This window comes from Oleiagrimonas sp. C23AA (genome assembly GCF_011759385.1).
Taxonomy (GTDB): domain Bacteria; phylum Pseudomonadota; class Gammaproteobacteria; order Xanthomonadales; family Rhodanobacteraceae; genus Oleiagrimonas.
On record NZ_JAARLY010000010.1, the window covers coordinates 58,945 to 81,531 of the forward strand.

A 22,587-nucleotide genomic window follows, 5' to 3' on the forward strand; every position below is an offset into this window, starting at 1 on the left:
ATGCAGAGGACGGCTGGGAAAGGCTCGGGTGCTTACGGCACACCTTCACCCCTCCCCGGCCCTCCCCTGCACGCAGGGGAGGGAGACATTCATACGCTGCGCGTGGCCACCACCGGCGGCACGCGCGAAGCGCGCAAGGCCGGCGAAAGCACCGCCAGTTGCCCCAACAACCACAGCGCCAGCGCACCCACCGGCAGATACCCCAGCGGCAGGCGCGGTACCTCGTAGTACTGCATCAGCAGCACGTTCAACGCGAAGGCCATCACCACGCCCAGCGCAATGCCGGCACTGACAATGAGCAGGTTCTCGGTCTGGAAATAGCGCAGGATCGCGCCCTGCGTGGCGCCCAGTGCGCGACGCACACCAATCTGTCGCGTGCGTTGGCTGACCCAGAAACTGGCCAGCCCGACCATGCCAAGCGCCGTGACCAGTAGCAGCGCAGCCACTACACCAAGCAACAGTGCGACCATGGAGCGATCGGTCTGGAAGTAGCTCGAATGCAGGCTTTCGACAGACGCCGTCTGCGCTTCATCCAGCACTACCTGCGGCCCCATCTGCCTGACCGCCTTGCGTACCCGTTCAAGCACCGAGTCCATCTGCCCGGTAGCGACCCGGATCAAATAGCGCCCGACCAACTGCGGACCAGGCTGTCCGGGCACAAAAATGCTGCCCTGCGCCGGGCGGTTGCTGCTGGTGAAAGGCGCCGGACGTATCAGTCCCTTGACCACACCAATGACCCGAAACCGGCGCGAACCTATCCATATGGACTTGCCCAGTGGATGACCCTGTGGCCATAGCGATGTGGCCAATGCGCGGGTGATGACTACTGGGGCCTGTTTTGGTGTGAAATCGGCCACTGGCTGGTAGTCACCGGCCTGTGGCGCACGACCCTCGACCACCTTCAGTCCCAGCGCCTGAAAGGCTCCAGGCCCCCCGACGTAGAAATGCATTACGCCGTGCGTGCCCTGCTCCGAAGGATCGAGCTTGATGCCGGCGTTGGCCGCCGGGTCACCAAATGGCACGGCATTGATCAGCGCCGCCGAACTGACGCCAGCGGTGCCGCGCAACATGGCCAGCATGCGCGCATTGACGTTGCTGGCCTGGTCCGGAGCGAAGCCCTCCACACTGACCTCGGCCAGCTGTGCGTTGTCCACACCGCTGGGCGCGTGCATGCGCGATATCCGCTGCGAAATGAGGAAGCTCGCGTTGCTCAGCACCGCGCACGCCAGGGCGATCTGCAGTGTGATCAGCAAGGTGGCCAGTCGATGACGGCGCAGGGCGGCAAGTATGGGTTGAATCTGCATGCCAGTCTCCTTACAGCGTCTTCAAGTGCAGCGCTGGCGCGGTACGGCTGGCACGCGCGGCTGGCAATGCGCCCGCGAGCACGGCCACCAGCACCGACAGCAGAAACGTCAGTGCGAACATGGACAGGTCCATGTGTGCCAGATTGGCGTAGGCCACCGGCTGTTGGCGTACCGCCCACAGGCCGACCAGGGTCAGCACCCAGCCGCCGATCCCCCCGAGCACCCCGACCAGCCCCGCCTCGACCAGGCACTGCGCGAACACCGACGCGCGCGTGGCGCCCAGCGCACGACGCAGACCGATTTCACCCGAGCGACGCAGGAACTTGGCCAACAGCAGGCCCACCGTGTTGAACAGGCAAATCAGCAAAAAGGCGAAAGCCAGCGAGGTCTGCAACTTCACGTCCGGCGGCACCACTTGGTTGAAGGTGAGCCACTGCATCAGGTCGCGCAGGCGAACGTCGGTATGCGTGAAGCGTCCCAGCTGCTTCTGCTGCTGGGCGTAATGGGTAAGAAACTCGTGATAGGCCGTGACCTTGGCCGGTGAATCGAGCTGCACCCACAGCCCGACCCAGGCACAACCGGCATGGGTCAGATGCCCGGCGTGTTCGGGCAGATCCCAGCAGGTGAACGGTTCGAAATGACCGTCGTTGAGGTCGATCCCGGTCCCCACCGGCATCATCACATCTTCGGTATCTCCGTAAAAACGGCCATTGGTGGCCGCGCCGAAGCGACCGCCAACCACCTTGTAGAACACCGGTGACGGCCGCCACTGCGCCAGCACGCCGACGATACGCACATCCGCCCCGCGGATGCGCAGCGTACGCCCCACGCTATTGGCGCCTCCAAACAGCTTGCGATTGAGTGCGGCCGAAATGACCGCGACCCTCGCATGGCGCTGTCCCTGCTCGGCGGTCCATGCCTGTCCATACTGGAAAGGCACATCAAACATGGGGAAAAAATCCGACGTGGTCGAGAGCATGGTCCGCATGAGCGGCGGCAACTGACTGTCGGGAGCGACCACCTTGACGGAGCTGTCGATGATCAGCGTTTGCCGATCGGCCTTGTGCGCGCTCCACAGGTCCATCGCCGAGCGATAGTCGAGCATGTCCAATGGATCTTTGTGCGGATAGCTGTTGTCGGTATCGGCGTCCACCTGCGCATAGAACAACTTGCCGCTCTTGCCCGGCATGGGGTTGCCCGACAGCAGATGCATCACCGTCAGCGTGGTCATGCTGGCGCCGATGCCCACGGCAATGGCCAGCACCATCAACCCGGTCAGCACCGGATAGCGCTTCAGGCTGTGCACGGCCAGTTGCAGGTAATACTTGAACATCCATCCTCCTCGAAAACCGTCTCCCCAGGCGCGGGGAGAGGGAGAAGCTCATACGCTTCGGGTGGCAGTCACCGGCGGCACGCGCGAGGCGCGTCGCGCCGGCACGAACACGGCCAGCTGACCCAGGACCAGCACCACCAGCACACCCACGAACAGGTAACCCAGCGGCATGCGATCCATCTCGAAGTGCTGCACCAGCCACTGGTTGACGCCGATGGCCAGCAGCAGGCCAACCACCACGCCCATGCCGGCAATGAACAGGTTCTCCAGCTGGAAGTAGCGCAGGATGTCGATGCCACGCGCACCCAGCGCCCGGCGCACGCCAATCTGCTTGGTGCGCTGACCGACCCAGAAGCTGGTCAGGCCAACGATGCCGGCAGCGGTCAGTGCCAGCAGGATGATGCACACCGCGCCCATCAGGATCGCCATGCTGACGTCCTGCTTGTAGGCCTCGGCACGGATCGAGGCAAAGCTGCGGATGCCCATGTCATCGTCAATCACTCGCATCGGATTGACCTTGAACAGCGCATCGTGCGCGGCAGCCATCGCTGCCTTCATCTGTCCCGGCTTGGCCCGCACCAGATAGCGACTGAAGAAGGCGTCCTTGCGGGTGGGAATAAGCGTGGAGTCGTAGGCGAACGAGGACGCCCAGTCACTGGTGGACGGCGTTTGCAGACGCTTGACGATGCCGATGATGGTCGAGGGCGAGCCGCTGCCATCCATGTACACCGTCTTGCCCAGTGCCGAGCCGTTCGGGAACAGCTTGTGCGCCAGGCTCTGGGTGACAATCACCACCGGCCGCTTGGCATCGGTGCGGAAACCGGCATGCTGCACATCGCCGGCGTTGAAGTCGCGTCCGGCCACCAGCTGCGCGCCCAGCGTGGACAACATGTTCTGGTCGCCAAAGTAATACGTGGTCATCTTGAAACCGCTCTTGGCCTGCGGCTTGGTGGACATGCCGCCGTTCCAGGCCGAATTGAGCAGCGGCATGGAGCTGATCACCGAGACTTTGGCCACGCTCGGCAGCTGGCGCAATGCGGCCGCGTCCTCCAGCTCCATGGTGTCCAGCTTGTCGGCACCGGCTTTGGTGTCGGAGCTGGGCGCGCCCACATATTGCTGGGTGACCAGGAACAGGTTCGATTCGTTGATGCCGGTGGGCCGGTCCACGCGCGAGATACGCTGGCCGATGATGAACACCGCATTGCAGACGATGGCCAGTGTCAACGCGATCTGCAGACCGATGAGAATGACGCCGGCCTTGTGGCGGCGCAGCGCGGCAATGATGGGATGCACAGTCATGAAGGGCGCCTTCTCAATGCGATTTCAGATGCCAGGCCGGCTGCACGTTGGCGGCGCGGAATGACGGGTAAAGACCAGCCAGCACGGTGGCGGCCATGGCGACCAGCACGGTCAGCGCGAACAGACCGACGTTCAGGCGTGCCAGATCGGCAATTTCCGGCGGCAGCACCACGCGCATGGCCAGCACACCCAGCGCGGTCAGCACCATGCCCAGCACGCCGCCGGTCAAGCCGACCATGCCGGCCTCGATGACAAACTGCGCGTAGATGGCCCGACGCGGCGCACCAATGGCGCGGCGCACACCGATCTCACCCGAACGTCGGGTCAGTTTGGCCAGCAGCAGCCCGGCGGTATTGACCAGGCAGACCACGAACAGACCCAGCGCCACCAGCAGCGACACCTTGGTGTCCGACGGCACCACATGCATGTAATCGAGCCACTGCGGCAGGCTGCGCAGACGGTTGTTGGGCGGCCAGTCATAGCGGCCGGCCTGCTGCTGCGAACGCGCGTAGTTGTCCAGATAGCGTTTGTAGGCGCTGACCTGGGCAGTGCTATCGAGTTCAGCCATGTAGGCAATCCACACACAGGTGGAATGCTGCAACCCGACAAAACCGGGCTCGGGACTTGGCCGGCTGCAGTTGGTGGTGCCCTGGTTGGTGATGTTGGCGTCGATGGCACTGGGCAACGGAATCAGCACGTCATCACGCTGCGTGGTGAAACCGCCGGTGTTGACCACGTCGTAGAACATCGGCTTGGGGTCCCAGTGATCGGTGACACCAACGACGCGGTAGTTTTTGCCCTCTATGTTGATCGAACGCCCAACGCTGTTGCCGCCACCGAACAGCTTGTCGTTCAGATGCGAGGAGATCACCACCACCGCGGCGCGATGCTGGTCGTCGGCGTGGCTCCAGGCGCTGCCGTAGGCAAAGGGCACATCCAGCATCGGGAAGAAGCCGGCGAACACCGCATGACCGTCGACGTTGAACGGATGCGCACCGGCCTTGTCCGGTACTACCGACACGCCCAGGCGGTACATCGCCGACTGGTGCACGGCGCGGTGATCGCGCATCAGCGCCATCGCATCCGGATAAGTCAGCTGCTGGGGCGGCTCGTTGTCGGTGTTGCCGTTGCCGGGACCGGCCGAGTCGATCTGTGGCACGAACAGCTTGCCCGACTTCCACGGAATCGGATCGCCCGAGGCGGCACGGAACACCGCGAAGGTGGTCATGGACGCGGCCACACCGAAGCCGATGGCCAATACCATCAGTATGGTCAGGCCGCGGCTACGGCGCAGGCTGCGCCAGGCAAGATCAACGTAATAGGCAAACATGTGCGTGCACTTCCCCCGAAAACGGATCAGGCCGGGCTGTGTTCGGCCAGCTGCGAGGTGGAGAACACACGGTCCTCGGCCACATCGACGACCTGGCCGTCGATCACGTGCACGTTGCGCTGCGCGCGCGTGGCCAGTTCCGGATCGTGGGTCACCATGACGATGGTGGCGCCCTCGCGATGGATGTCCTCCAGCAGCTCCATGACGCCGCGCGCCATCTGCGTGTCCAAGTTGCCGGTGGGCTCATCGGCCAGCAGCAGACGCGGGCTGCCGGCCAGCGCACGGGCAATGGCCACGCGCTGTTGCTGACCGCCGGAAAGTTCGGCCGGGTAATGCTTCAGGCGCGAGGAAAGGCCCACGCGCTCCAGCGATTCCATGATCCGCTTCTTGCGCTCGGCCGCCTTCATGCCGCGATAACGCAAGGGCACCTCGACGTTGTCGTACACGTTCAGATCGGGAATCAGGTTGAAGGCCTGAAAGATGAAGCCGATCTTCTCGTTGCGGATCTTCGAGCGCGCGTTGTCGTTGAGATGGCTTACGTCCACGCCGTCCAGGTGGTAGCTGCCGCCGGTGAAGGTTTCCAGCAGGCCGGCAATGGTCAGGAAGGTGGTTTTGCCCGAACCGGACGGGCCGGTCACGGCGACGAACTCGCCTTCCTTCACATCGATGGAGAAATCACGCAGGGCGTAGGTTTCCACCACTTCCGTGCGGTAGACCTTGGACAGGTGCGTCATCTTGAGCATGGTGTTGGTCCTTTGCGTAGAAATTGAAAATCGTGGGCTGACGGTCACGGGGAAAGGTGTGCCGGTGTCAGCTGGGGGCCTGCCATCGGCACCCTTTCCCCATTCCCGCTTGATCAATCGCTGATGGCGACGCGGGCGGCGCCGTTGAAGTTGTCCGAGCCGGAAATCACCACCTTGTCGCCGGCCTTGAGCCCCTTGAGGATTTCCACCTTGTCGATGCTGCTGGGGCCCAGCTGCACCGGTGTTTTCACGGCAACGCCGTCGTGCACCACGTAGGCGTAACGACCGCCCGATTCATCCACGAACGAGCCGCGCGCCACGGTCAGCGCGTTGTCTTCGTGGTCGAGCACGATGCGCACGGACAGGCGCTGGTTCTGGCGCAGCTGCTCGGGCTTGTCGCCCTTGGCAAAGCGCACCCGCGCCGAGACCTGGCCGTCGACCACTTCGGGCGAGATCGAGCCGACCACGCCGTCCCAGGTGTGGCCATTGCCGGAAATCTTGGCCGGCATGCCGACGCCCAGATCGCGCGCGAAGCTCTCGGGCACCTTCACTTCCACTTCCAGTGCGGACAGGTCGATCACCGTCAGCAGCTTGGCGTCCTTGGCCACGGTTGCCTGCGGCGCGATGAAGATCTGGCCGACCTGGCCGTTGACTGGCGATTTCACATTCAGGTCATCGACCTGGCGCTGGTAGTCGGCGACCAGCAACTTCTGCTTGTCGCGGATCAGCTTCTTGGCCTTGATGTCGAACGTCAGGCTGTCCTTGTCCAGGTTCATGTCCTGGCGCGCGTGCTTGAGCGCGATGTCGGCCTTCTCCTTGGCGTCTTCGGCGCTGTCCACATCCATCTTCGGCACCGCACCCTTGGCGAACGCTTCGCGGTTGCGCTGCAGCTCGCGCTCGGCGGCGTTGGCATCCACCTTGGCGTTGTCCACGGCCTTCTGCAGTTGCAGGCGCTTTTGCCGCGCATCGATCTTGGCGCGCTCGTAATCGACCTCGTTGCCGGCCAGGGCCGACTGCTCCTGCAACAGCTTGTTCTTGAGCTCGGGCGAGTCGATCACCGCCAGCACCTGACCCTTCTTCACGGTGTCGCCGGCATGCACTTTCAGGGTCACGTCGCCGGGCGAGTTGGCGTACATGGTCGGGCTGACCGCGGCCACCACGCGGCCCTCGGCCGCCACATCACGCACGAACGAGCCGCGCTCGACGGTCGCGAAGGACAGGCGCGAGGCGCTGACCGAGGCATCCACCGACAGCGCCCGGCTCAGCCACGGCACCAGCAGCGCCACCACCACGATGAGCAGCGCGCCAGCGCCGATGAAAATCCAGCGCCTGCGGCGCTTGCTGGCACTGGTGTCGAGAAGCTGGTCCTGGGCAGAAGTGTCGCGAATCATGCGGTGTCCGGTGCAGTCGAATGTGTATACGTGATGAAGAACAGCAAGCCCCGTGCCAACGACAAAAAATGCACGCAAGCTGATGAAATAAATAAATTAAGTGCCACATAACCGATTGCGCTAGAGTGTCCGCGGACACCCCGGCGGACAGCGCGGACGCCTGCGTGGACAGTCCGCAGGCACGCATCGCTGCGACGCTTGGCCCCACACCGGCATCTCTTGCAACGTGAACAGCCCATCCTCCTTCGCCAAGCCACTGCCGGAAGGCACCATCGAACGTTTGAAGCGCGGCGACATGCATGCGTTCGAGCAGGTCTACCGCACCTTCGAAACGCCGGTGTACACGCTGGCGCTACGCCTGACCGGCCAGCCGGATGCGGCCGCCGAGGTGTTGCAGGACACGCTGCTGAAAGCTTTCGAGCGCGCTCACCAGTTCCGCGGTGACAGCCCGTTCTGGGGCTGGCTGCGGCAGATGGCGGTCAACGAGGCGTTGATGCGTCTGCGCCGGGACAAGCGTCATGCCAGCGAGGGCTACGAGGACGTGTATTGCGATGAGTCCAGCGCCCTGCCCTGGCAACGCATGGACGTGGCGCTGGTCGAGCGCGCCCTGCAACAGCTGCCCGACGCCACCCGCGCGGTGCTGTGGCTCTATCACGTGGAGGGCTACACGCATGTGGAGATTGCCGACCAATTCGGCCGCAGCGTGAGCTACTCCAAATCACAACTGGCGCGCGGCACACGCCGCTTGCGCGCTTTGCTGGAACCTGCGGCGGAGACTTCGCCATGATCGATCGCCCCCATCACGACCCGGATCAGCCGGCCTACCTGGGCGCGCTGCTACGCAGCCTGCCGCAGGTATCGCCGCCCCACGACGCCTTTGCGCTGGTCGCCGCACGCGCACGCCGCCGTCGCATGCGCCGTCGCGCCTGGTATATCGCCCTGCCCCTGGCTGCCGCAGCCAGCCTGGCGCTGGTGGTCATGCTGGTGCAGCGCCCCCCTACGGCCGGCACCGCCACTGGCAGCATTGCCAGTGCGCCCAGTCACCCGACTGGCCACTCGATTGACCGCGAAGCACGCATCGCCGCCCTGCAGGTGCGCTCGCAGCGTCTGGAAGCCTGGCTGCGCCAGCTTCGCGCCGGCAGCGTGATGACCACCGGCCAGGACCTTGCCACCCAGGTGCAACTGCGCGACCAACTGGCCGCCATCGACGTGCAGCTGGGCCAAAGTGACGATGCCAGCCAGCGCGAATCGCTGTGGCGCCAGCGCGTTGAACGCCTGCGCAGCCTGGCCACGCTGCAACTGGCGCAGGGCGCGCTGGCCGACACCTCCACATCGGCGCACGGGCATGGCCACGCCGCCAATACCTGGATCGACTGATATGAAGCCTCGACTCACCCGCCACGCGCTGACCGTCGCCCTGCTCGGCAGCGGCTTGCTGTTCGGCAGTGCCGTTACCGCCCAGACCGCCGAGCACACGGCCAGCCCGTCCCATGGCCACGCCGCCCAGGCCGACTCGGCCGCCACACGCAAGGAGCTGGAGCAGATGCAGGCCAAGATGGGCCAGCTCGCCGCACGCATGGCCACGCTATCCTCGCGTCTGGCCGAGGACGATCCACGGCTGAAAGCTCTTGAGCAGCTGACCGACCCCCAACATGGCCTGCTCGGCGTCGTGCTGCGCCCCAGCGCCAAGGGCGCACGCATCATTGCGGTGACGCCGGATGGACCGGCCGACAAGGCCGGCCTGGTCAGCGGCGATGTAATCATGGCCGTCGACGGCCATGCGCTGCCCGCCGCGATGCCACCCAACCCGCAAGACCGCGAGCACCAGCAAGCGCCACGGGATCGTCATCACCCGTGGCCGATGCCGCCGCATCGTCTGCTGGGCTCGCTCAAGCCCGGCCAGGCGGTCACTCTGACGGTGCTGCATGACGGCAAGACCCGTCAGCTCACACTCAAGCCCGTCGCTGGCAGCGGTCCGGACTGGCCGCATATGCTGGGCATGCTGGGGCATCTGCCGCACCGCTTCGGCCACATGCCCGATTTTGCCGGCATGCCGTGGTGGGGGCTGCACCTGGCGCCGCTCGACGGCGAGTTGGGCAGTTACTTCGGTACTCACAAGGGTGCGCTGGTACTGTCCAGCGATGCACACCGCTATCCCGGACTGCACAGCGGTGACGTCATCATCGCGATCGACGGTCATGCCGTCGGCGATCCGCCCTCGGCGATGCGCGCGCTGATGCACGCCGGGGTGGACCGGCAGCCGGGCACAAAACACGGCAAGGGCAATACCGTGTCGATCACCGTGCGTCGCCACAACCAACAGCACACGCTGTCGCTGAAGGTGCCCGATATGGATCACCGTCTGCCGCCACCGCCGCCCAGCCCGCACATGGGACCGCGCCCACCCATGGCGCCGCCGATGCGAAGGATCGACGCTCCGGCCAAGCCCGGGTCGGCCGGTCGGTAAGGTTTTCTGATCACCCCAGTTCCACCACGGCGGGTAGCCGGCCTTCATACCGGTCCGCCGTGGTGGGACTTCTTTGCTGCGAAGGCCGGACGCGGCCTACATCCACAGCGCAGCGGGCTCACCGGCGCGGGCATGACCGCGCACCACCCGCTCGACATGGGCCAGCGTCTGCCTCGAGCCGCCGGCGACCGGGCTCAGGCCCAGTAGTTGCATGCCCCCCAGGCGCCTGACTGCAAAGCGGCACAGCGCCGCCGGCGCGCCGTGCAGGCCATTCCAGCGCTCGCGAAGGCAGGCCCGCGGCAAACAGGTATCGGCGCTGGGTTCGGCCCGGTGCACGATCATGCGATGGCGCTCCAGCAGCGCGTCCCAGGCGCAGTAATCGCTGTCCGGAAGCAACCACACGCGCAACCATACGCGCGCCGTTTCATCGGCAAAGTCCAGCCATTCGCGCACGCCGTCGGGCCCCACGCGTGCCTGCACGCTGACTTCGCTGGCCTGCCAGACACCACGCAACCAGGGATGATCCGGCCACGGCATACCCGGCTCGGCCGCGATCCAGCGCGCCAGATCCTGGTGGTCGGCGCGCGCGCGCGACTGGCACAGCACCACGCCCAGACTGGGAAGATCGGCCAGCAAGGCGGCGTGGCGCGCGCCCTCGGCACGGGTGGAAACAGCACCGGACGGATCTCCGGCATGACGACGCCAGGCTTGACGGACGCGCATGGTCACCTCGTTACCTCAAAGATGCATGTCGGTGGCGGCCGTGGCTGGCGGGAGGCAAGGCTCCGCGTGGCTGGCGCCCGCGCTGGGGAGAAGCGGATTACTTGGTGAGGATGAGCTTGTCGTTGCGGGTCAGGCGCAGATGGTATTCGTTGCCCTGGTGCTCGATGACCAGCTCGCGCTCACCGTCGAGTAGACGCTGGCTATCAATACGACGCACGGGCGAGACCGGGGCCGGCGAAGACGTCGAGCGGCTGGCCGGGGCATGGACACGCATGGGTGAGGCTCGCAGCAACATGAGAAGCTCCACAGGGGTAAATGTGGTTTCAAATAATAACCATTCTCATTTACTCGTCAACACCGAACACGCTTCTCCGCCCAAACTTGTGCGCCCGCGCGGGTCCGGCTAAGCTTCGCGGCACTCCATCGGGGAGTAGCCGACCGCCCACGTGGCGGGCTGTGCGTCAACATACTTGGCCTGAACCGGCCATGGCGCACAAGCATCAAGACCCGCACTTGGTGCCCGGCAAGACCGTTGGTTCGTGCGTATCGACCCGGCCGGGGCGGTGTGCGCGGGCCTTCGTGTCATCGCATCAGGTCCCCGGCCCATTGGAGTGTTCGTGCAAGCCTTCCTGATTGCCACCGGCGTGGTGGCACTGGCCGAAGTCGGCGACAAGACCCAGCTTCTCTCGCTGATTCTGGCGGCCAAATACCGCAAGCCCTGGCCCATCGTGCTGGGCATCTTTTTCGCCACCATCGTCAATCACGGCCTGGCCGGCGCCGTGGGTGCCCTATTGGCGCGCTGGCTGACTCCCGAGATCGTGCACTGGTCGGTGGTCATCTCACTGGCGGCCATGGCGATATGGACGCTGATTCCCGACAAGGTCGATGAAGACGAAGCCTCGCCGGGCAGCGGCCATGGCGTGCTGATCGCCACCATGATCGCGTTTTTCCTGGCCGAGATGGGCGACAAGACGCAGGTCGCCACCGTGGTGCTAAGCGCCGAATACCACCCGCTGTGGCAGGTCATCACCGGCACCACCTGCGGCATGATGCTGGCCAACGTGCCGGTGGTGTGGCTGGGTTCGCGTTTTGCCAACCGGCTGCCGCTGAAGGCCACGCGCATCACCGCGGCGCTGCTGTTCGCCGTGCTGGCGATCTGGACGGCCGTCGCCGGCGGCACCGGGATCCCGGGGCTCAACTAGCCTGCCACGAGAAACAGGCGCTGGGTCTAGTGCAACAGGTAAAGGCCCAGCGCCAGCAGCAGGGCGGCAAACATGCCGGCAATCACGTCATCGATCATCACACCCATGCCGCCCTTGACGCGCGCATCCAGCCAGCCAATCGGCCAGGGCTTGGCCACATCGAAGATGCGAAACAGCACAAAGCCGGCCAGTACCGCCCACCAGGGCGCGAATATGGCCGGCCACAGCGCGATCCACTGGCCGACAAACTCGTCCCACACCAGCGAGCGATGATCGGCCACGCCCAGGCGTCGTCCACACACGTCGCAGGCCCACACGCCGATCGCGAAAGCCACCACCAGCACCAGCAGATACACCGGCCAGGAAAGCTCGCGCAGCGCCAGCCACGGCAGAATCGCCACCGCCGAACCCACCGTGCCCTGCGCCTTGGGTGCCAGGCCGCTGCCAAGGCCGGTGCCCAGCCAGCCGGACGGGTGCGCCATCAGGCGTCGTCGGTCTGCCGCATCCAGTGTGTATTTGTCACTCATGCGCCAAAGTGCTCCCAGCCGCGCCGGGGCGGCGTCACGTCCTGTCCTTCGGCATCGAATGCACGCACGCCCTCGCCGGCCACGATGCGACCGATACGCGTGGCACCGCAGCCCAGTCGGGCCAGGTCCGCGCTGACCTGCGCCGCCGCATCGGCCGGCACGGTAAAACACAACTCATAGTCATCGCCGCCGCCCAGGGCCAACGCGGTCGCCTGTTCAGGAAACAGCGTCAGCAGCGCCGATGACAAAGGCAGTGCCGCCGCATCGATATGCGCGCCCACGCCACTGGCCGCCGTGATATGCGCCAGATCGGCCAGCAGGCCATCGGACACATCGATGCACGCGGTGGCCACTTCGCGCAGCTGCAAGCCGGCCGCCACGCGCGGCTCGGGCCGGTTCAGCCGTGTCAGCAGGGCGGCTCGCAGCGCCTCGGGCGCCTCCATCAACGCCGCGGCGCGCGGATGCGAGCGATCAAGGCAGGCCAGACCGCCCGCCGCATCACCCAGCGTGCCGGTGACCATCACCACATCGCCCTGGCGAGCGCCGTCGCGGCGCAGCGCCGCGCCCTGCGGGACCAGGCCATGCACCGTCACGCTGACACAAAGCGGACCACTGGTGGTGTCGCCGCCCACAAGGGCCATGCGATACGGGGCCGCCGCCTGTGCGAAGCCCTGCGCAAAGCCCTCGACAAAATCGGCATCCGGCGCCGGCAGGGTCAGCGCCAGCAGCGACCAGGCCGGCATCGCGCCCATCGCTGCCAGATCGGAGAGATTCACCGCCAGCGCCTTGTAGCCGATATCCGCCGGTGCCGTCCCCTTGGGAAAGTGCACCCCCTCGACCAGCGTATCGACCGCCGCCGCCAACTGCTGGCCGGCAGGCACATCCAGCAGCGCGGCATCATCGCCCACGCCCAGCACCACATCCTCGCGCGCCTGTGCAGTACGACGGGTAATGGCTTCGATCAGCGAAAATTCCATGCGCGCGAAGTGACTCCTGGCTGGCCTTGAACGTGAAAGGGCACGGCGCCATGCGTGCCGTGCCCTTGATGACATCATGCCTGCGTCGCGTCGAGACCGCGTGCAAGGCGCTGCAGCGTCACTGCCCCTTGTGGTACTTTTCCGGGCCACGCCAATCCTCGGCCAGCTTGTCCAGCACGCCGTTCACATAGGTGTGGCCGTGCTCGGCGCCAAAGCGCTTGGTGCACTCGATGGCCTCGTTGAGGATCACGCGGTACGGCACATCCGGGCGGAATTTCAGCTCGAAGGCAGCCACTCGCAGCGCGGCACGCTCGATCGGATCGACCTGGTCGACATCGCGATCCAGATGCGGCGCCAGGCCCTCATCCAGCACCTGGCGATGCTCTTCCACGCCACGCAACAGGGCTTCGAAATACTCGGCGTCGGCGATTTCCATGTCCTGCTCGGAACGGAATTGCTCGATCACCGCGCCCATTTTGGCGCCGCCCATTTCCCAGGCGTACACCGCCTGCAGGGCACGTCGACGGGCACGGGAGCGCGCCGCCGGATCCAGGCCGAAAGGTTTGTTCTTGGACATCACAGTTGCGCGTACAGATTGACCATTTCCACCGCCGCCATCGCCGCGTCGGCCCCCTTGTTGCCGGCCTTGGTGCCGGCACGCTCAATGGCCTGCTCGATGGTGTCGGTGGTGAGCACACCGAAGATCACCGGCACGCCGCCCTGGGCGGCCGCGGCCAGACCCTTGGCCGCTTCACCGGCCACGTAATCGAAATGCGGCGTGGAGCCGCGAATCACCGCACCCAGCGCGATCACCGCAGCATATTTGCCCGAATCGGCCAGTTTCTGTGCCACCTGGCTCAGTTCCCACGCGCCCGGCGCACGGATCAGGTCGATGTTGTCCTCGGCCACACCGTGGCGGCGCAGGGTGTCATGCGCGCCGGAGACCAGCGGCTCGACGACGAAGGCATTGAAGCGACCGGCAATAATCGCAAAGCGTCCGGCAGGGGTGGCGAAATCGCCCTCGATGATCTTCATGGCGTGGGGAAACTCCTCAAAGGACCGCGTATTCTACGTCGTTTGCGTCGGACGTGCCGACCAGGGGCTGGCAAAACCAAGGCAGGCCAGCCCGGCTTCGTCGACGGACAGTTGCGCCGTCACCCCGATGGGCAGCGACAGCTTGTCCGGACAATGACCAAAGGGCAGCCCTCGCACGACCGGAATGCCGGCGACCTCGGCGATGCGCGCCGCGACCACATCAAGGTCATAGGCCGGATCGTAGGCATCGGCGCGCATCCCGGCAAAGTCGCCCAGAATCAGCGCGCGCTGGCGCCCCAGCACGCCGGCCAGATGCAGCTGCATCAGCAGGCGCTCGATGCGGAAAGCCGGTTCGGCAATGTCCTCGACAAACAAAATGCCGCCGTCGACCTGCGGCAGATACGGCGTGCCCAGCAATGCGCACAGCACCGCCAGGTTGCCGCCCCAGAGCACGCCTTCGCAGGCCATGGCCTCGGTACCGCTGTGCCAACGTGCCGGTCCGGACTCACCGGCCATCAGCGCCCAGAAGGCGCGCTGGGTGAACTCGGACATGGTGTCACCGCCAAAGTCATAGGCCAGCATCGGCCCGGCCACGCTCGGCACGCCGGCGCGGGCCAGCAGGGCCATGCTCAAGGCCGAGATGTCGCTGTGCCCGACAATGGGGCACGGCGCGGAGCCAAAGCGCGCACGCAACCCTTCGTAGTCCAGCGAAGCCAGCACTTGGTGCACACCGTAACCACCACGCACCGCCATCACGAGGTCGGGCAGCGGGTGCGACGGGTCGGCCAGTCGATTGATCTCGGCCACGCGCTCGGCCACGGTGCCGGCAAATCGCTGAAAGCGGCGCTGCCCGGCCTGCGCATTGCGCACCTCGTGCCCGGCCGAGCGCAGCCGTTCGATGCCACGCGCCAGCGCGTGCTCCGGGGGAAAACCGGAGGGCGCAATCAGTTCGATGGAAAACGGATCGGTCATGGCAGAGGGCTGACGTGAACAAAGATGACAACGAGCATAGCCCAGGCCACGGCGCCTTCCGGGCGCCGCCGCGGGCCATGCGCGGGCGCTTTACACGTACTCGACCACTTCCAGGCCGAAACCGGCCAGGCCCACCAGCTTGCGCGGCGTACCCAGCACGCGCATCTGGCGCACACCAAGATCGGCCAGAATCTGCGCACCCAGGCCCAGCTCGCGCCATTCCTGCTGGTTTTCGCGCTTGCCCTTGGGGCGCGTGCGCCCCTCAAGGCGATCGAGCAGGGTTTCCGCGCTGTCATCCCCGGTCAGTACCAGCAGCACGCCGCGCTCTTCCTCGGCGATGCGGCGCAACGCCGACGTCACCGTCAGCCCCCAATCGTCGCGCTTGAGATGCAGCACATCGGACAGCGTGTTGCGCACATGCACGCGACTTAGCACCGGCTCGCCATCGTCGATGCGACCGCGCACCAGCGCGAAGTGAAGCCCCTGCTTGAGCTGGTCGCGATAGGCAATAAGCCGGAACGGACCGGCTTCGGTATCGACCTCGGCCTCGTGCACGCGCTCGACCGTTTTCTCCGTTTCCAGGCGGTAGCGGATCAAGTCGGCTACGGTGCCAATCTTCAAACCGTGCTTGGCGGCGAAGACTTCCAGATCCGGACGGCGCGCCATCGAACCATCCTCGTGCAGTACTTCGACCAGCACACCGGCCGGCTCGAGACCCGCCAGACCGGCCAAATCGCTGGCCGCCTCGGTGTGACCGGCGCGGCTCAAGACGCCACCCGGCTGCGCGGTCAACGGGAAAATATGGCCGGGCTGGATCAGGTCTTCCGGCTTGGCATCGGCCGCCACCGCCGCCCGCACGGTACGCGCACGGTCATGCGCGGAGATGCCCGTGGTCACGCCTTCGGCCGCCTCGATCGAGACAGTGAAGTTGGTGTGGTACGGCGAGGTGTTGTCGCTGACCATGGGTTTCAAACCCAGCCGGCGGCAGCGCTTCTCGTTGAGCGCCAGGCACACCAGCCCACGCGCCTCGCGCACCATGAAATTGATGTGCTCGGGCGCCACCTTCTCGGCCGCCATGATCACGTCGCCTTCGTTCTCGCGGTCCTCATCATCCAGGATGACGACCATGCGACCGGCGCGGATGTCTTCGATAATCTCGGGAATGGTGTTGAAGGACATAGTCTGAAAACGCCTTATCGAACCCCTCCCCTGCGCGCTGGGGAGGCTGGGAGGGGTGAAGCCTTGCTGCCACGCCACGGCGTCAGCAAAAACCATGGTGTCGAGGGGGCGTTCACCCCCTCCCGACCTCCCCCTGCAAGCTCAAGGGGAGGAGAAAAGCTTTCACGCAAAGCCGTGCGACTTGAGGAACGCCTCATCAAGCTTGGGGGCCGCACCGGCACCCAACAGGCGCTCGATGTAGCGCGCGACCACGTCCACCTCAAGATTGACCGCATCGCCCGGACGGCGATCGGCGAAGGTGGTGTGGGCCACGGTGTGCGGAATCAGGTTGACGCCGAAACGGCTGCCTTCCACCTCGTTGACGGTAAGGCTGGTGCCGTCGATACAGATCGAGCCCTTGTGTGCGATGTAGCGCGCCAGTTCGTCGGGCACCTGAAAGGTCCAGCGCTGCGAGCGCGCATCGGCGCTGATCGACACGACCTTGCCCAGACCATCCACATGGCCGGACACCAGATGTCCGCCCAGGCGATCAGACAGGCGCAAGGCTTTTTCCAGGTTCACCGCATCGCCGCTGGCAAGGCCGCCCAGGCTGGTCAATGACAAGGTCTCATTGGAAACGTCAGCGGCAAAACCCTGCGCATCAATGGCAACCGCGGTGAGGCAGCAGCCAGACACGGCGATGGAATCGCCCAGCTTTACGTCGGAAAGATCAAGATCGGCCGTATCGATGCTCAGACGCACGTCACCGCCGCGCCGTTCCAGGCTGCGAATGCGCCCTACGGACTGGATGATGCCGGTAAACATCAGGCCACCTCCGGCACGGAGGCGCTTGGTACTTGCTTGCGTTTCATGAAACGTTTCCGCGTGTCAATGGCGAAAAACGCCTCAAGGCATGAGGCCGGCGCCCACTCGCACGATGAGTGGCGCCGTACCGTCTTCTTTCATCCGGACTATGACCGTCGGCTCCGGCATTGGACCGGATCTGCTGACCTTCCGTTGCCGGAAGCGCTCGCGGGCTTCGCTCTTGGAAAGAGCCTACCGCCGGTGGGGACTTTCACCCCGCCCTGAAGACGTTGCGTTCAATTGCATCGGCCCAAGCCGATGGCGCGCACTATACCACCGCGTAGGGTGAAGTTGGCGCCATCAGCACCTACCGCAATTAGCCGGCCAACGGCAGTGGCGGCTCGGCCGGCGCCGTGCTGGCCATGCGCGATGCGTTCTCGGCATCGCGTTGCCGGCGCAAATCTTCGGTGGTCTGGCCTTTGCCGTGCGGGCCCCAGCCCGGCGGCATGAACAGGTAGCCCGCCACCTCGCGCATCGAGCGCGCCTGACGCAAGTCCTGCCACAGCTCATGCCAGCGACCAAACTCGATGGTCGCCGGATGGTGTGTGGTCACTGGATGCACCAGACCGTAAACCGGCGGTTCGTCCTTGCGCTCGGCCACGTAGGTGCCAAACAAGCGGTCGAAGACAATCAGCACGCCGCCGTAATTGGCGTCCAGATAATCCAGGTTCGACGCATGATGCACGCGGTGCGCCGAAGGCGTGTTGAACACGTATTCCAGCCACCCCAACCGTGGAATCCAGGTCGCATGCAGCCAGAACTGGTACAGCAGGTTGATACCCAGCACACCCAGCACGGCCTTGGGCGGAAAGCCCAGCCAGATCACCGGGATGAAAAACAGCAAGGTGCCGGTGAGCTTGCCGGTCCAGCCCAGGCGGTAAGCCGCCGCCAGGTTCAGTTGATTGGGCGAATGGTGCACCGAGTGCGTGGCCCAGAACCAGCGCACACGATGCGAAGCACGATGGTAGGCGTAATAGGCCAGCTCCTGCGCCAGAAAAAGCAGAAAAAGCGCCCAGCCTGTGTGCAAAGGCACCGTCATCACGCGGTGCTGCCACACCCATAACAGCAAGGGGGCGGAAATGGCGAAAGGCAAGGCCAGCAACAGCTTGCGGCCGAGCACATCCAGCAGCGACACGCCCGCCGCTTTCCAGTCGTAGCTGCCCGGCTGTCGCCAGTGCAGCACCAACGCCTCGATCAGCGATAAGCCGATCACGAACGGAAATGCGAAAGCCAGAACATCACTCATTGGGGCCACCTTCAGTGCCGCTGGAATGACATCATTTTATGAGTAATACTCATGTTTATGGCTCAGATTCAAGCGCGCGCGCAGGCGGCAATAAAGTGACGAAAAAACAAACGCCTGCACGACGCCAGCCCAGCCAGAAGCGCGCGCGAAAGACCCAGGAGCTCATCTTGGAAACGGCGGTGCAGATGCTGGAGGCCGACGGTCTGGCGCGTTTCACCACCAACCGCCTGGCGGAAAAATCCGGCTACAGCGTCGGCACCATCTACCAGTACTTCGACAACAAGCAGGCCATTCTCGACGCCTTGGCCCAGCACGAGCGCGAGCGGCGCGTCGGCAAGGTGCGCGAGGCGCTGGGGGACACCGCCGACGGCGATAAGGTCGAAAAAAGCCCCGAAGCAGGAACCGACAATCACGCCCGCATCCGCAAGGTGGTGCGCATCGTGCTGCATGCGTTTGATGGGCGTCAGCGCGCGCGCCGCATCCTGATCGATCGGGCCTTGCAGCAGGGGCGTCAGCAGGAGCTGGACGGACCCATGGTGCGCCTGGCCAACATGCTGACCACCGGCGAGATCACCGACCCGCACGGCCACACGCCGATCGCGCTCTCGGAAACCGAAGCCTTCGTACTTACGCGCGCGGTGGCAGGCGTCATTCGCGCCGCCGTGCAGCACGATCCGGCCATGCTGAAAAAGCGCACCGTGGAGGATGCGCTGGTGACGCTGATTGCCGGATTTTTTCAGGCGCGTGCCGCGCGATCAGGCTGACGCCGTCTTGGGGCGAAGGCGCAATCGCAGGTCGTCGCCCAGCACTCGCCGATCGAGCGTTTCCAGCTGCCAGCGCTCGGCCATGTCGGCCAGCGGTGGGAGATCCAGCAACGGACGCGCGGTGCTGCCCAACAGCACGGGGGCGATGTAGAGCAGCAGCTCGTCGGCCAGACGTTCGGCCAGCAGGGCGCCACATAGCGTGGGGCCGGCTTCCACATGCACTTCGTTGCAACCGCGCCTGGCCAGCTCGGCCAGCACCGCGTGCAAATCCAGCCGCCCGTGGACTTCAGGCATCCCTTGCCGCTCGATGCCGGCAAAGCGCGCATCGTCACGCACCACCTGCTCGGCATGCAGCAGCAGGGTGGGCGCGCTGCCGTCGAGCACATGATGGCCGGCCGGCGTACTCAGGTTTCGATCCAGCACTACACGCAGCGGCGGCACGAAGGCGGTGTCAGCCAGGCGCACCGTCAGGCGCGGATTGTCGGCCAGCACCGTACCGCTGGCGCTGAGAATGGCCGATGCGCGCGCGCGCCAGTGCTGCACGTCCTGGCGTGCCGCGGCACCGGTAATCCACTTGGAGCTGCCATCGGCCAGCGCGGTGCGCCCGTCCAGGCTCATGGCAAGCTTCACGCGCACAAACGGACGTCCGCGCTCGATGCGGCTGAAGAAGCCGACGTTGAGCTCGCGCGCGGCCTCGCGCATCAGGCCCGATTCGACCGTGATGCCCGCCTCCCGCAGGCGCGCCAGCCCGGCTCCCACCGCTTGCGAGGTATCTTCGGCCGCCATCACCACCCGCGACACGCCGGCGGCAATCAGCGCATCGGCGCATGGCGGCGTGCGCCCGTGCAGGCCACACGGTTCCAGCGTGACGTAAGCGGTGGCGCCACGCGCGCGGTCGCCCGCGTCGCGCAAAGCGTGCACTTCGGCATGCCCTTCGCCAGCACGTTCGTGGAAACCGCTACCGACCACCGACTCGCCGCGGGCGATGACACAGCCCACGCGCGGATTGGGTTGCGTGGTGAACAGGCCGCGTTCGGCCAGGCGCAGCGCATGCGCCATATGGGCATGATCGAGGGCGGAAAATGGGCTCATTTGTTCAACCACCGCAACAGCAAGCTGAGCACCACGCTGATGATCAGGCAGGTGACGATCGGAAAGTGGAAGCTGAAGCCTTCACGCTGCACATGGATATCGCCAGGCAGCCGTCCCAGCCCGAGCTTTCGCACCCAAGGCCACAACGCGCCAAGGGCGATCAGGATCACGCCGGCGATGATGAGAAGGCGTGACATGATCGCGCAGGTCAGGACTTCTTGCCGCCGCGACGCTTGGCCACGGCCTCGTCCAGCAGCGGAATCTGCAGGCGCTGCAACTCCGGCAATTCGCGGTCGAGCTTCTGGATTTCTTCCAGGAACGCCTGCACGTCCTCGAAGCGCCGGTACACCGAGGCAAAGCGCACAAAGGCGACCTGGTCCAGCCCTTTAAGCTCGCGCATCACCAGCTCACCGACACGCATCGACGGCACTTCGCGCTCGCCGATACGGCGCAGCTCGTGCAGTACCGCGCGCACCGCCGCCTCCACCGCCTCGCTGGACACCGGACGCTTTTGCAGCGCGCGGGCAAAGCTGGTGTGCAGCTTGCGTTCGTCGAAGGCTTCACGGCGGCCATCGGACTTGACCACCGAGGGCAGCTTCAACTCCGCCGTCTCGAAGGTGTTGAAGCGCTCACCGCACTGCGGGCATTCGCGACGACGGCGCACGGTGGTGCCGTCCTCGGTCAGGCGCGAGTCGATCACGCGGGTGTCTTCGTGCTGGCAGAAAGGACAATGCATAGGGTTTCAGGAGTAAGAGTTGAGAAGTGGGGAGCGAGAGAAAGGCGTCCGCTCTGGCCCCAGCTCCCTCTCACTTCTCACTTCTCTCGACCCACTTCTCGTTCTCAACCGTAAACCGGATACTTCTTGCACTGCGCAGTGACCTTCTCACGCACGGCGCCGATCACGGCCTCGTCTTGCGGCGCGTCCAGCACATCGCAGATCCAGCCGGCAAGCTCGGTGCAGTCGGCCTCGGTGTAACCACGGGTGGTCACGGCCGGGGTGCCCAGGCGCAGGCCGGAGGTGACGAACGGCGAGCGCGGATCGTTCGGCACAGCGTTCTTATTCACCGTAATGTGGGCACGGCCCAGCGCGGCTTCGGCATCCTTGCCGGTGACATCACGGCCGATCATGTCGACCAGCAGCAAGTGGTTTTCGGTGCCGCCGGAGACGATCTTGAAACCGCGCTCCATGAACACCTTGGCCATGGCCTTGGCATTGACCACCACCTGCTTCTGATAGGTGGTGAACTCAGGTTCCAGCGCCTCCTTGAAGGCCACCGCCTTGCCGGCAATGACGTGCATCAGCGGACCACCCTGGATGCCCGGGAACACGATGGACTGCAGCTTCTTGGTCAGTGTCTCGTCGGCGCCCTTGGCCACGATGATGCCGCCGCGCGGGCCGCGCAGCGTCTTGTGCGTGGTCGAGGTGACCACGTGCGCGTGCGGCAGCGGGCTGGGATAGACACCGGCGGCGATCAAGCCGGCCACATGCGCCATGTCCACGAACAGGTACGCGCCCACCTTGTCGGCGATGGCACGGAAACGCGCCCAGTCCAGCACCTGCGAGTAGGCCGAGAAACCGGCCACGATCATCTTCGGCTGGTGCTCGTCGGCCAGACGCTCGACCTCGTCCATATCGACCATGCCGTTCTCGTCCACGCCATACTGCACGGCGTTGAACAGCTTGCCGCTGGCATTGACCTTGGCGCCGTGGGTCAGGTGGCCGCCATGGGCCAGGCTCATGCCCAGGATGGTGTCGCCCGGTGAAAGCAGCGCAAAGTACACCGCCTGGTTGGCCTGCGAGCCCGAGTGCGGCTGCACGTTGGCATAGTCGCAATCAAACAGCTGCTTCAGACGATCGATGGCCAGCTTCTCGGCCACATCGACGTATTCGCAACCGCCGTAGTAACGCTTGCCCGGATAGCCCTCGGCATATTTGTTGGTCAGCTGGCTGCCCTGGGCCTCCATCACGCGCGGGCTGGTGTAGTTCTCGGAAGCGATCAGTTCGACGTGATCTTCCTGACGCTGAACTTCGTCGGCGATGGCCTTGGCCAGTTCGTCGTCATATCCGGCAATGCGCTGCGAGCGGGAGAACATGCGGGGAGGCACCTTGTTGATTGGACGGTGGGAACGGCCCGCCAGGCGGACCGCGCGCCCGAAGTC

Annotated in this window: 25 protein-coding genes and 2 riboswitches; of the genes, 5 read left to right on the forward strand and 20 right to left on the reverse strand. The window is 65.2% G+C overall.

The annotated features are described in order from the left end of the window. Positions 1 to 89: 89 nt before the first annotated feature. From HBF24_RS15305 to HBF24_RS15330, 6 genes are all read right to left on the reverse strand, one after another. Positions 90 to 1,304 (reverse strand): FtsX-like permease family protein, encoded by a 1,215-nt coding sequence (locus HBF24_RS15305; RefSeq protein WP_167174798.1) that lies wholly within the window; start codon positions 1,302 to 1,304, stop codon positions 90 to 92. A gap of 10 nt (positions 1,305 to 1,314) precedes the next feature. Then, positions 1,315 to 2,637: an ABC transporter permease gene (locus HBF24_RS15310; protein ID WP_167174801.1), complete on the reverse strand. Its 1,323-nt coding sequence runs from the start codon at positions 2,635 to 2,637 to the stop codon at positions 1,315 to 1,317. 48 nt (positions 2,638 to 2,685) lie between these two features. Continuing rightward, a complete protein-coding gene (locus HBF24_RS15315) occupies positions 2,686 to 3,936 on the reverse strand; it encodes an ABC transporter permease (RefSeq protein WP_167174804.1) in 1,251 nt (416 codons plus the stop codon). Positions 3,937 to 3,949: 13 nt separating this feature from the next. Beyond that, positions 3,950 to 5,266 (reverse strand): ABC transporter permease, encoded by a 1,317-nt coding sequence (locus tag HBF24_RS15320; RefSeq protein ID WP_167174807.1) that lies wholly within the window; start codon positions 5,264 to 5,266, stop codon positions 3,950 to 3,952. Between the two features lie 26 nt (positions 5,267 to 5,292). Further along, positions 5,293 to 6,009 (reverse strand): ABC transporter ATP-binding protein, encoded by a 717-nt coding sequence (locus HBF24_RS15325; protein WP_167174810.1) that lies wholly within the window; start codon positions 6,007 to 6,009, stop codon positions 5,293 to 5,295. A gap of 113 nt (positions 6,010 to 6,122) precedes the next feature. Beyond that, the gene (locus tag HBF24_RS15330; protein WP_167174814.1) at positions 6,123 to 7,400 is read right to left on the reverse strand and encodes an efflux RND transporter periplasmic adaptor subunit; all 1,278 of its coding nucleotides are present in this window, start codon (positions 7,398 to 7,400) and stop codon (positions 6,123 to 6,125) included. A gap of 226 nt (positions 7,401 to 7,626) precedes the next feature. On the opposite strand from HBF24_RS15330, the gene HBF24_RS15335 reads away from it, so the two are divergent. From HBF24_RS15335 to HBF24_RS15345, 3 genes are read left to right on the forward strand one after another with little or no spacing between them, the layout of a single operon-like run. Further along, positions 7,627 to 8,187, forward strand: coding sequence for a sigma-70 family RNA polymerase sigma factor (locus HBF24_RS15335; RefSeq protein WP_343162779.1), 561 nt, complete (start codon positions 7,627 to 7,629; stop codon positions 8,185 to 8,187). Beyond that, positions 8,184 to 8,777: a hypothetical protein gene (locus HBF24_RS15340; RefSeq protein ID WP_167174817.1), complete on the forward strand. Its 594-nt coding sequence runs from the start codon at positions 8,184 to 8,186 to the stop codon at positions 8,775 to 8,777. Before HBF24_RS15335 ends, HBF24_RS15340 begins: the two co-directional genes overlap by 4 nt. A gap of 1 nt (position 8,778) precedes the next feature. After that, the gene (locus HBF24_RS15345; protein WP_167174820.1) at positions 8,779 to 9,867 is read left to right on the forward strand and encodes a PDZ domain-containing protein; all 1,089 of its coding nucleotides are present in this window, start codon (positions 8,779 to 8,781) and stop codon (positions 9,865 to 9,867) included. Positions 9,868 to 9,963: 96 nt separating this feature from the next. On the opposite strand, the gene HBF24_RS15350 is transcribed toward HBF24_RS15345, so the two are convergent. After that, positions 9,964 to 10,590 carry a hypothetical protein gene (locus HBF24_RS15350; protein WP_167174823.1) on the reverse strand — a complete coding sequence of 209 codons (627 nt, stop codon included), beginning with the start codon at positions 10,588 to 10,590 and terminating at the stop codon, positions 9,964 to 9,966. 97 nt (positions 10,591 to 10,687) lie between these two features. Then, entirely contained in the window at positions 10,688 to 10,864 is a 177-nt protein-coding gene (locus HBF24_RS15355; protein WP_167175091.1) for a hemin uptake protein HemP, read from the reverse strand. Between the two features lie 139 nt (positions 10,865 to 11,003). Beyond that, positions 11,004 to 11,110: riboswitch (yybP-ykoY riboswitch) on the forward strand. A gap of 97 nt (positions 11,111 to 11,207) precedes the next feature. Between HBF24_RS15355 and HBF24_RS15360 the strand changes: the two genes are divergently transcribed. Next, complete coding sequence (locus HBF24_RS15360; protein WP_167174826.1) at positions 11,208 to 11,792, forward strand: TMEM165/GDT1 family protein; 585 nt, start codon at positions 11,208 to 11,210, stop codon at positions 11,790 to 11,792. Positions 11,793 to 11,818: 26 nt separating this feature from the next. Here the strand turns inward: HBF24_RS15360 and HBF24_RS15365 are convergent, their stop codons facing one another. The 8 genes from HBF24_RS15365 to HBF24_RS15400 form a co-directional block, all read right to left on the reverse strand. Further along, positions 11,819 to 12,319 (reverse strand): phosphatidylglycerophosphatase A, encoded by a 501-nt coding sequence (locus tag HBF24_RS15365; RefSeq protein WP_167174829.1) that lies wholly within the window; start codon positions 12,317 to 12,319, stop codon positions 11,819 to 11,821. Then, entirely contained in the window at positions 12,316 to 13,296 is a 981-nt protein-coding gene (thiL, locus tag HBF24_RS15370) for a thiamine-phosphate kinase (protein ID WP_167174832.1), read from the reverse strand. The genes HBF24_RS15365 and thiL overlap by 4 nt, the downstream gene beginning before the upstream one ends. Positions 13,297 to 13,414: 118 nt before the next feature. Then, positions 13,415 to 13,873, reverse strand: coding sequence for a transcription antitermination factor NusB (gene nusB, locus HBF24_RS15375; RefSeq protein ID WP_167174835.1), 459 nt, complete (start codon positions 13,871 to 13,873; stop codon positions 13,415 to 13,417). Continuing rightward, a complete protein-coding gene (ribE, locus tag HBF24_RS15380; protein ID WP_167174838.1) occupies positions 13,873 to 14,331 on the reverse strand; it encodes a 6,7-dimethyl-8-ribityllumazine synthase in 459 nt (152 codons plus the stop codon). The genes nusB and ribE overlap by 1 nt, the downstream gene beginning before the upstream one ends. Before the next feature lie 33 nt (positions 14,332 to 14,364). Next, complete coding sequence (locus tag HBF24_RS15385) at positions 14,365 to 15,303, reverse strand: LD-carboxypeptidase (RefSeq protein ID WP_167174841.1); 939 nt, start codon at positions 15,301 to 15,303, stop codon at positions 14,365 to 14,367. 90 nt (positions 15,304 to 15,393) lie between these two features. After that, positions 15,394 to 16,482: a bifunctional 3,4-dihydroxy-2-butanone-4-phosphate synthase/GTP cyclohydrolase II gene (gene ribBA / locus HBF24_RS15390; protein ID WP_167174844.1), complete on the reverse strand. Its 1,089-nt coding sequence runs from the start codon at positions 16,480 to 16,482 to the stop codon at positions 15,394 to 15,396. Between the two features lie 162 nt (positions 16,483 to 16,644). Continuing rightward, the gene (locus HBF24_RS15395; protein ID WP_167174847.1) at positions 16,645 to 17,286 is read right to left on the reverse strand and encodes a riboflavin synthase; all 642 of its coding nucleotides are present in this window, start codon (positions 17,284 to 17,286) and stop codon (positions 16,645 to 16,647) included. A 125-nt stretch (positions 17,287 to 17,411) separates the two neighbouring features. Continuing rightward, positions 17,412 to 17,558: riboswitch (FMN riboswitch) on the reverse strand. An 83-nt stretch (positions 17,559 to 17,641) separates the two neighbouring features. Further along, positions 17,642 to 18,571, reverse strand: a complete 930-nt coding sequence (locus HBF24_RS15400) for a sterol desaturase family protein (RefSeq protein WP_167174850.1) — start codon at positions 18,569 to 18,571, stop codon at positions 17,642 to 17,644. 167 nt (positions 18,572 to 18,738) lie between these two features. On the opposite strand from HBF24_RS15400, the gene HBF24_RS15405 reads away from it, so the two are divergent. After that, on the forward strand, positions 18,739 to 19,335 hold the full coding sequence (locus HBF24_RS15405) for a TetR/AcrR family transcriptional regulator (RefSeq protein WP_167174853.1): 597 nt from the start codon (positions 18,739 to 18,741) through the stop codon (positions 19,333 to 19,335). Here the strand turns inward: HBF24_RS15405 and ribD are convergent. The 4 genes from ribD to glyA form a co-directional block, all read right to left on the reverse strand. Next, on the reverse strand, positions 19,327 to 20,427 hold the full coding sequence (gene ribD, locus HBF24_RS15410) for a bifunctional diaminohydroxyphosphoribosylaminopyrimidine deaminase/5-amino-6-(5-phosphoribosylamino)uracil reductase RibD (RefSeq protein ID WP_240922616.1): 1,101 nt from the start codon (positions 20,425 to 20,427) through the stop codon (positions 19,327 to 19,329). The two genes, HBF24_RS15405 and ribD, sit on opposite strands and share 9 nt — an antisense overlap. After that, entirely contained in the window at positions 20,424 to 20,624 is a 201-nt protein-coding gene (locus tag HBF24_RS15415) for a DUF2905 domain-containing protein (protein ID WP_167174856.1), read from the reverse strand. The genes ribD and HBF24_RS15415 overlap by 4 nt, the downstream gene beginning before the upstream one ends. A gap of 11 nt (positions 20,625 to 20,635) precedes the next feature. Further along, entirely contained in the window at positions 20,636 to 21,163 is a 528-nt protein-coding gene (gene nrdR, locus HBF24_RS15420; protein WP_167174859.1) for a transcriptional regulator NrdR, read from the reverse strand. A gap of 104 nt (positions 21,164 to 21,267) precedes the next feature. Next, the gene (glyA, locus tag HBF24_RS15425; protein WP_167174862.1) at positions 21,268 to 22,521 is read right to left on the reverse strand and encodes a serine hydroxymethyltransferase; all 1,254 of its coding nucleotides are present in this window, start codon (positions 22,519 to 22,521) and stop codon (positions 21,268 to 21,270) included. Positions 22,522 to 22,587 lie beyond the last annotated feature (66 nt).

Excerpts from the sequence above, each read along its gene's own strand:
- HBF24_RS15305 (WP_167174798.1), bottom strand. The coding sequence starts at position 1,304 with ATGCAGATTCAACCCATACTTGCCGCCCTGCGCCGTCATCGACTGGCC.
- HBF24_RS15310 (WP_167174801.1), bottom strand. The coding sequence starts at position 2,637 with ATGTTCAAGTATTACCTGCAACTGGCCGTGCACAGCCTGAAGCGCTAT.
- HBF24_RS15315 (WP_167174804.1), bottom strand. The coding sequence starts at position 3,936 with ATGACTGTGCATCCCATCATTGCCGCGCTGCGCCGCCACAAGGCCGGC.
- HBF24_RS15320 (WP_167174807.1), bottom strand. The coding sequence starts at position 5,266 with ATGTTTGCCTATTACGTTGATCTTGCCTGGCGCAGCCTGCGCCGTAGC.
- HBF24_RS15325 (WP_167174810.1), bottom strand. The coding sequence starts at position 6,009 with ATGCTCAAGATGACGCACCTGTCCAAGGTCTACCGCACGGAAGTGGTG.
- HBF24_RS15330 (WP_167174814.1), bottom strand. The coding sequence starts at position 7,400 with ATGATTCGCGACACTTCTGCCCAGGACCAGCTTCTCGACACCAGTGCC.
- HBF24_RS15340 (WP_167174817.1), top strand. The coding sequence starts at position 8,184 with ATGATCGATCGCCCCCATCACGACCCGGATCAGCCGGCCTACCTGGGC.
- HBF24_RS15345 (WP_167174820.1), top strand. The coding sequence starts at position 8,779 with ATGAAGCCTCGACTCACCCGCCACGCGCTGACCGTCGCCCTGCTCGGC.
- HBF24_RS15350 (WP_167174823.1), bottom strand. The coding sequence starts at position 10,590 with ATGCGCGTCCGTCAAGCCTGGCGTCGTCATGCCGGAGATCCGTCCGGT.
- HBF24_RS15355 (WP_167175091.1), bottom strand. The coding sequence starts at position 10,864 with ATGCGTGTCCATGCCCCGGCCAGCCGCTCGACGTCTTCGCCGGCCCCG.
- HBF24_RS15365 (WP_167174829.1), bottom strand. The coding sequence starts at position 12,319 with ATGAGTGACAAATACACACTGGATGCGGCAGACCGACGACGCCTGATG.
- thiL (WP_167174832.1), bottom strand. The coding sequence starts at position 13,296 with ATGGAATTTTCGCTGATCGAAGCCATTACCCGTCGTACTGCACAGGCG.
- nusB (WP_167174835.1), bottom strand. The coding sequence starts at position 13,873 with ATGTCCAAGAACAAACCTTTCGGCCTGGATCCGGCGGCGCGCTCCCGT.
- ribE (WP_167174838.1), bottom strand. The coding sequence starts at position 14,331 with ATGAAGATCATCGAGGGCGATTTCGCCACCCCTGCCGGACGCTTTGCG.
- HBF24_RS15385 (WP_167174841.1), bottom strand. The coding sequence starts at position 15,303 with ATGACCGATCCGTTTTCCATCGAACTGATTGCGCCCTCCGGTTTTCCC.
- ribBA (WP_167174844.1), bottom strand. The coding sequence starts at position 16,482 with ATGTCCTTCAACACCATTCCCGAGATTATCGAAGACATCCGCGCCGGT.
- HBF24_RS15395 (WP_167174847.1), bottom strand. The coding sequence starts at position 17,286 with ATGTTTACCGGCATCATCCAGTCCGTAGGGCGCATTCGCAGCCTGGAA.
- HBF24_RS15400 (WP_167174850.1), bottom strand. The coding sequence starts at position 18,571 with ATGAGTGATGTTCTGGCTTTCGCATTTCCGTTCGTGATCGGCTTATCG.
- ribD (WP_240922616.1), bottom strand. The coding sequence starts at position 20,427 with ATGAGCCCATTTTCCGCCCTCGATCATGCCCATATGGCGCATGCGCTG.
- HBF24_RS15415 (WP_167174856.1), bottom strand. The coding sequence starts at position 20,624 with ATGTCACGCCTTCTCATCATCGCCGGCGTGATCCTGATCGCCCTTGGC.
- nrdR (WP_167174859.1), bottom strand. The coding sequence starts at position 21,163 with ATGCATTGTCCTTTCTGCCAGCACGAAGACACCCGCGTGATCGACTCG.
- glyA (WP_167174862.1), bottom strand. The coding sequence starts at position 22,521 with ATGTTCTCCCGCTCGCAGCGCATTGCCGGATATGACGACGAACTGGCC.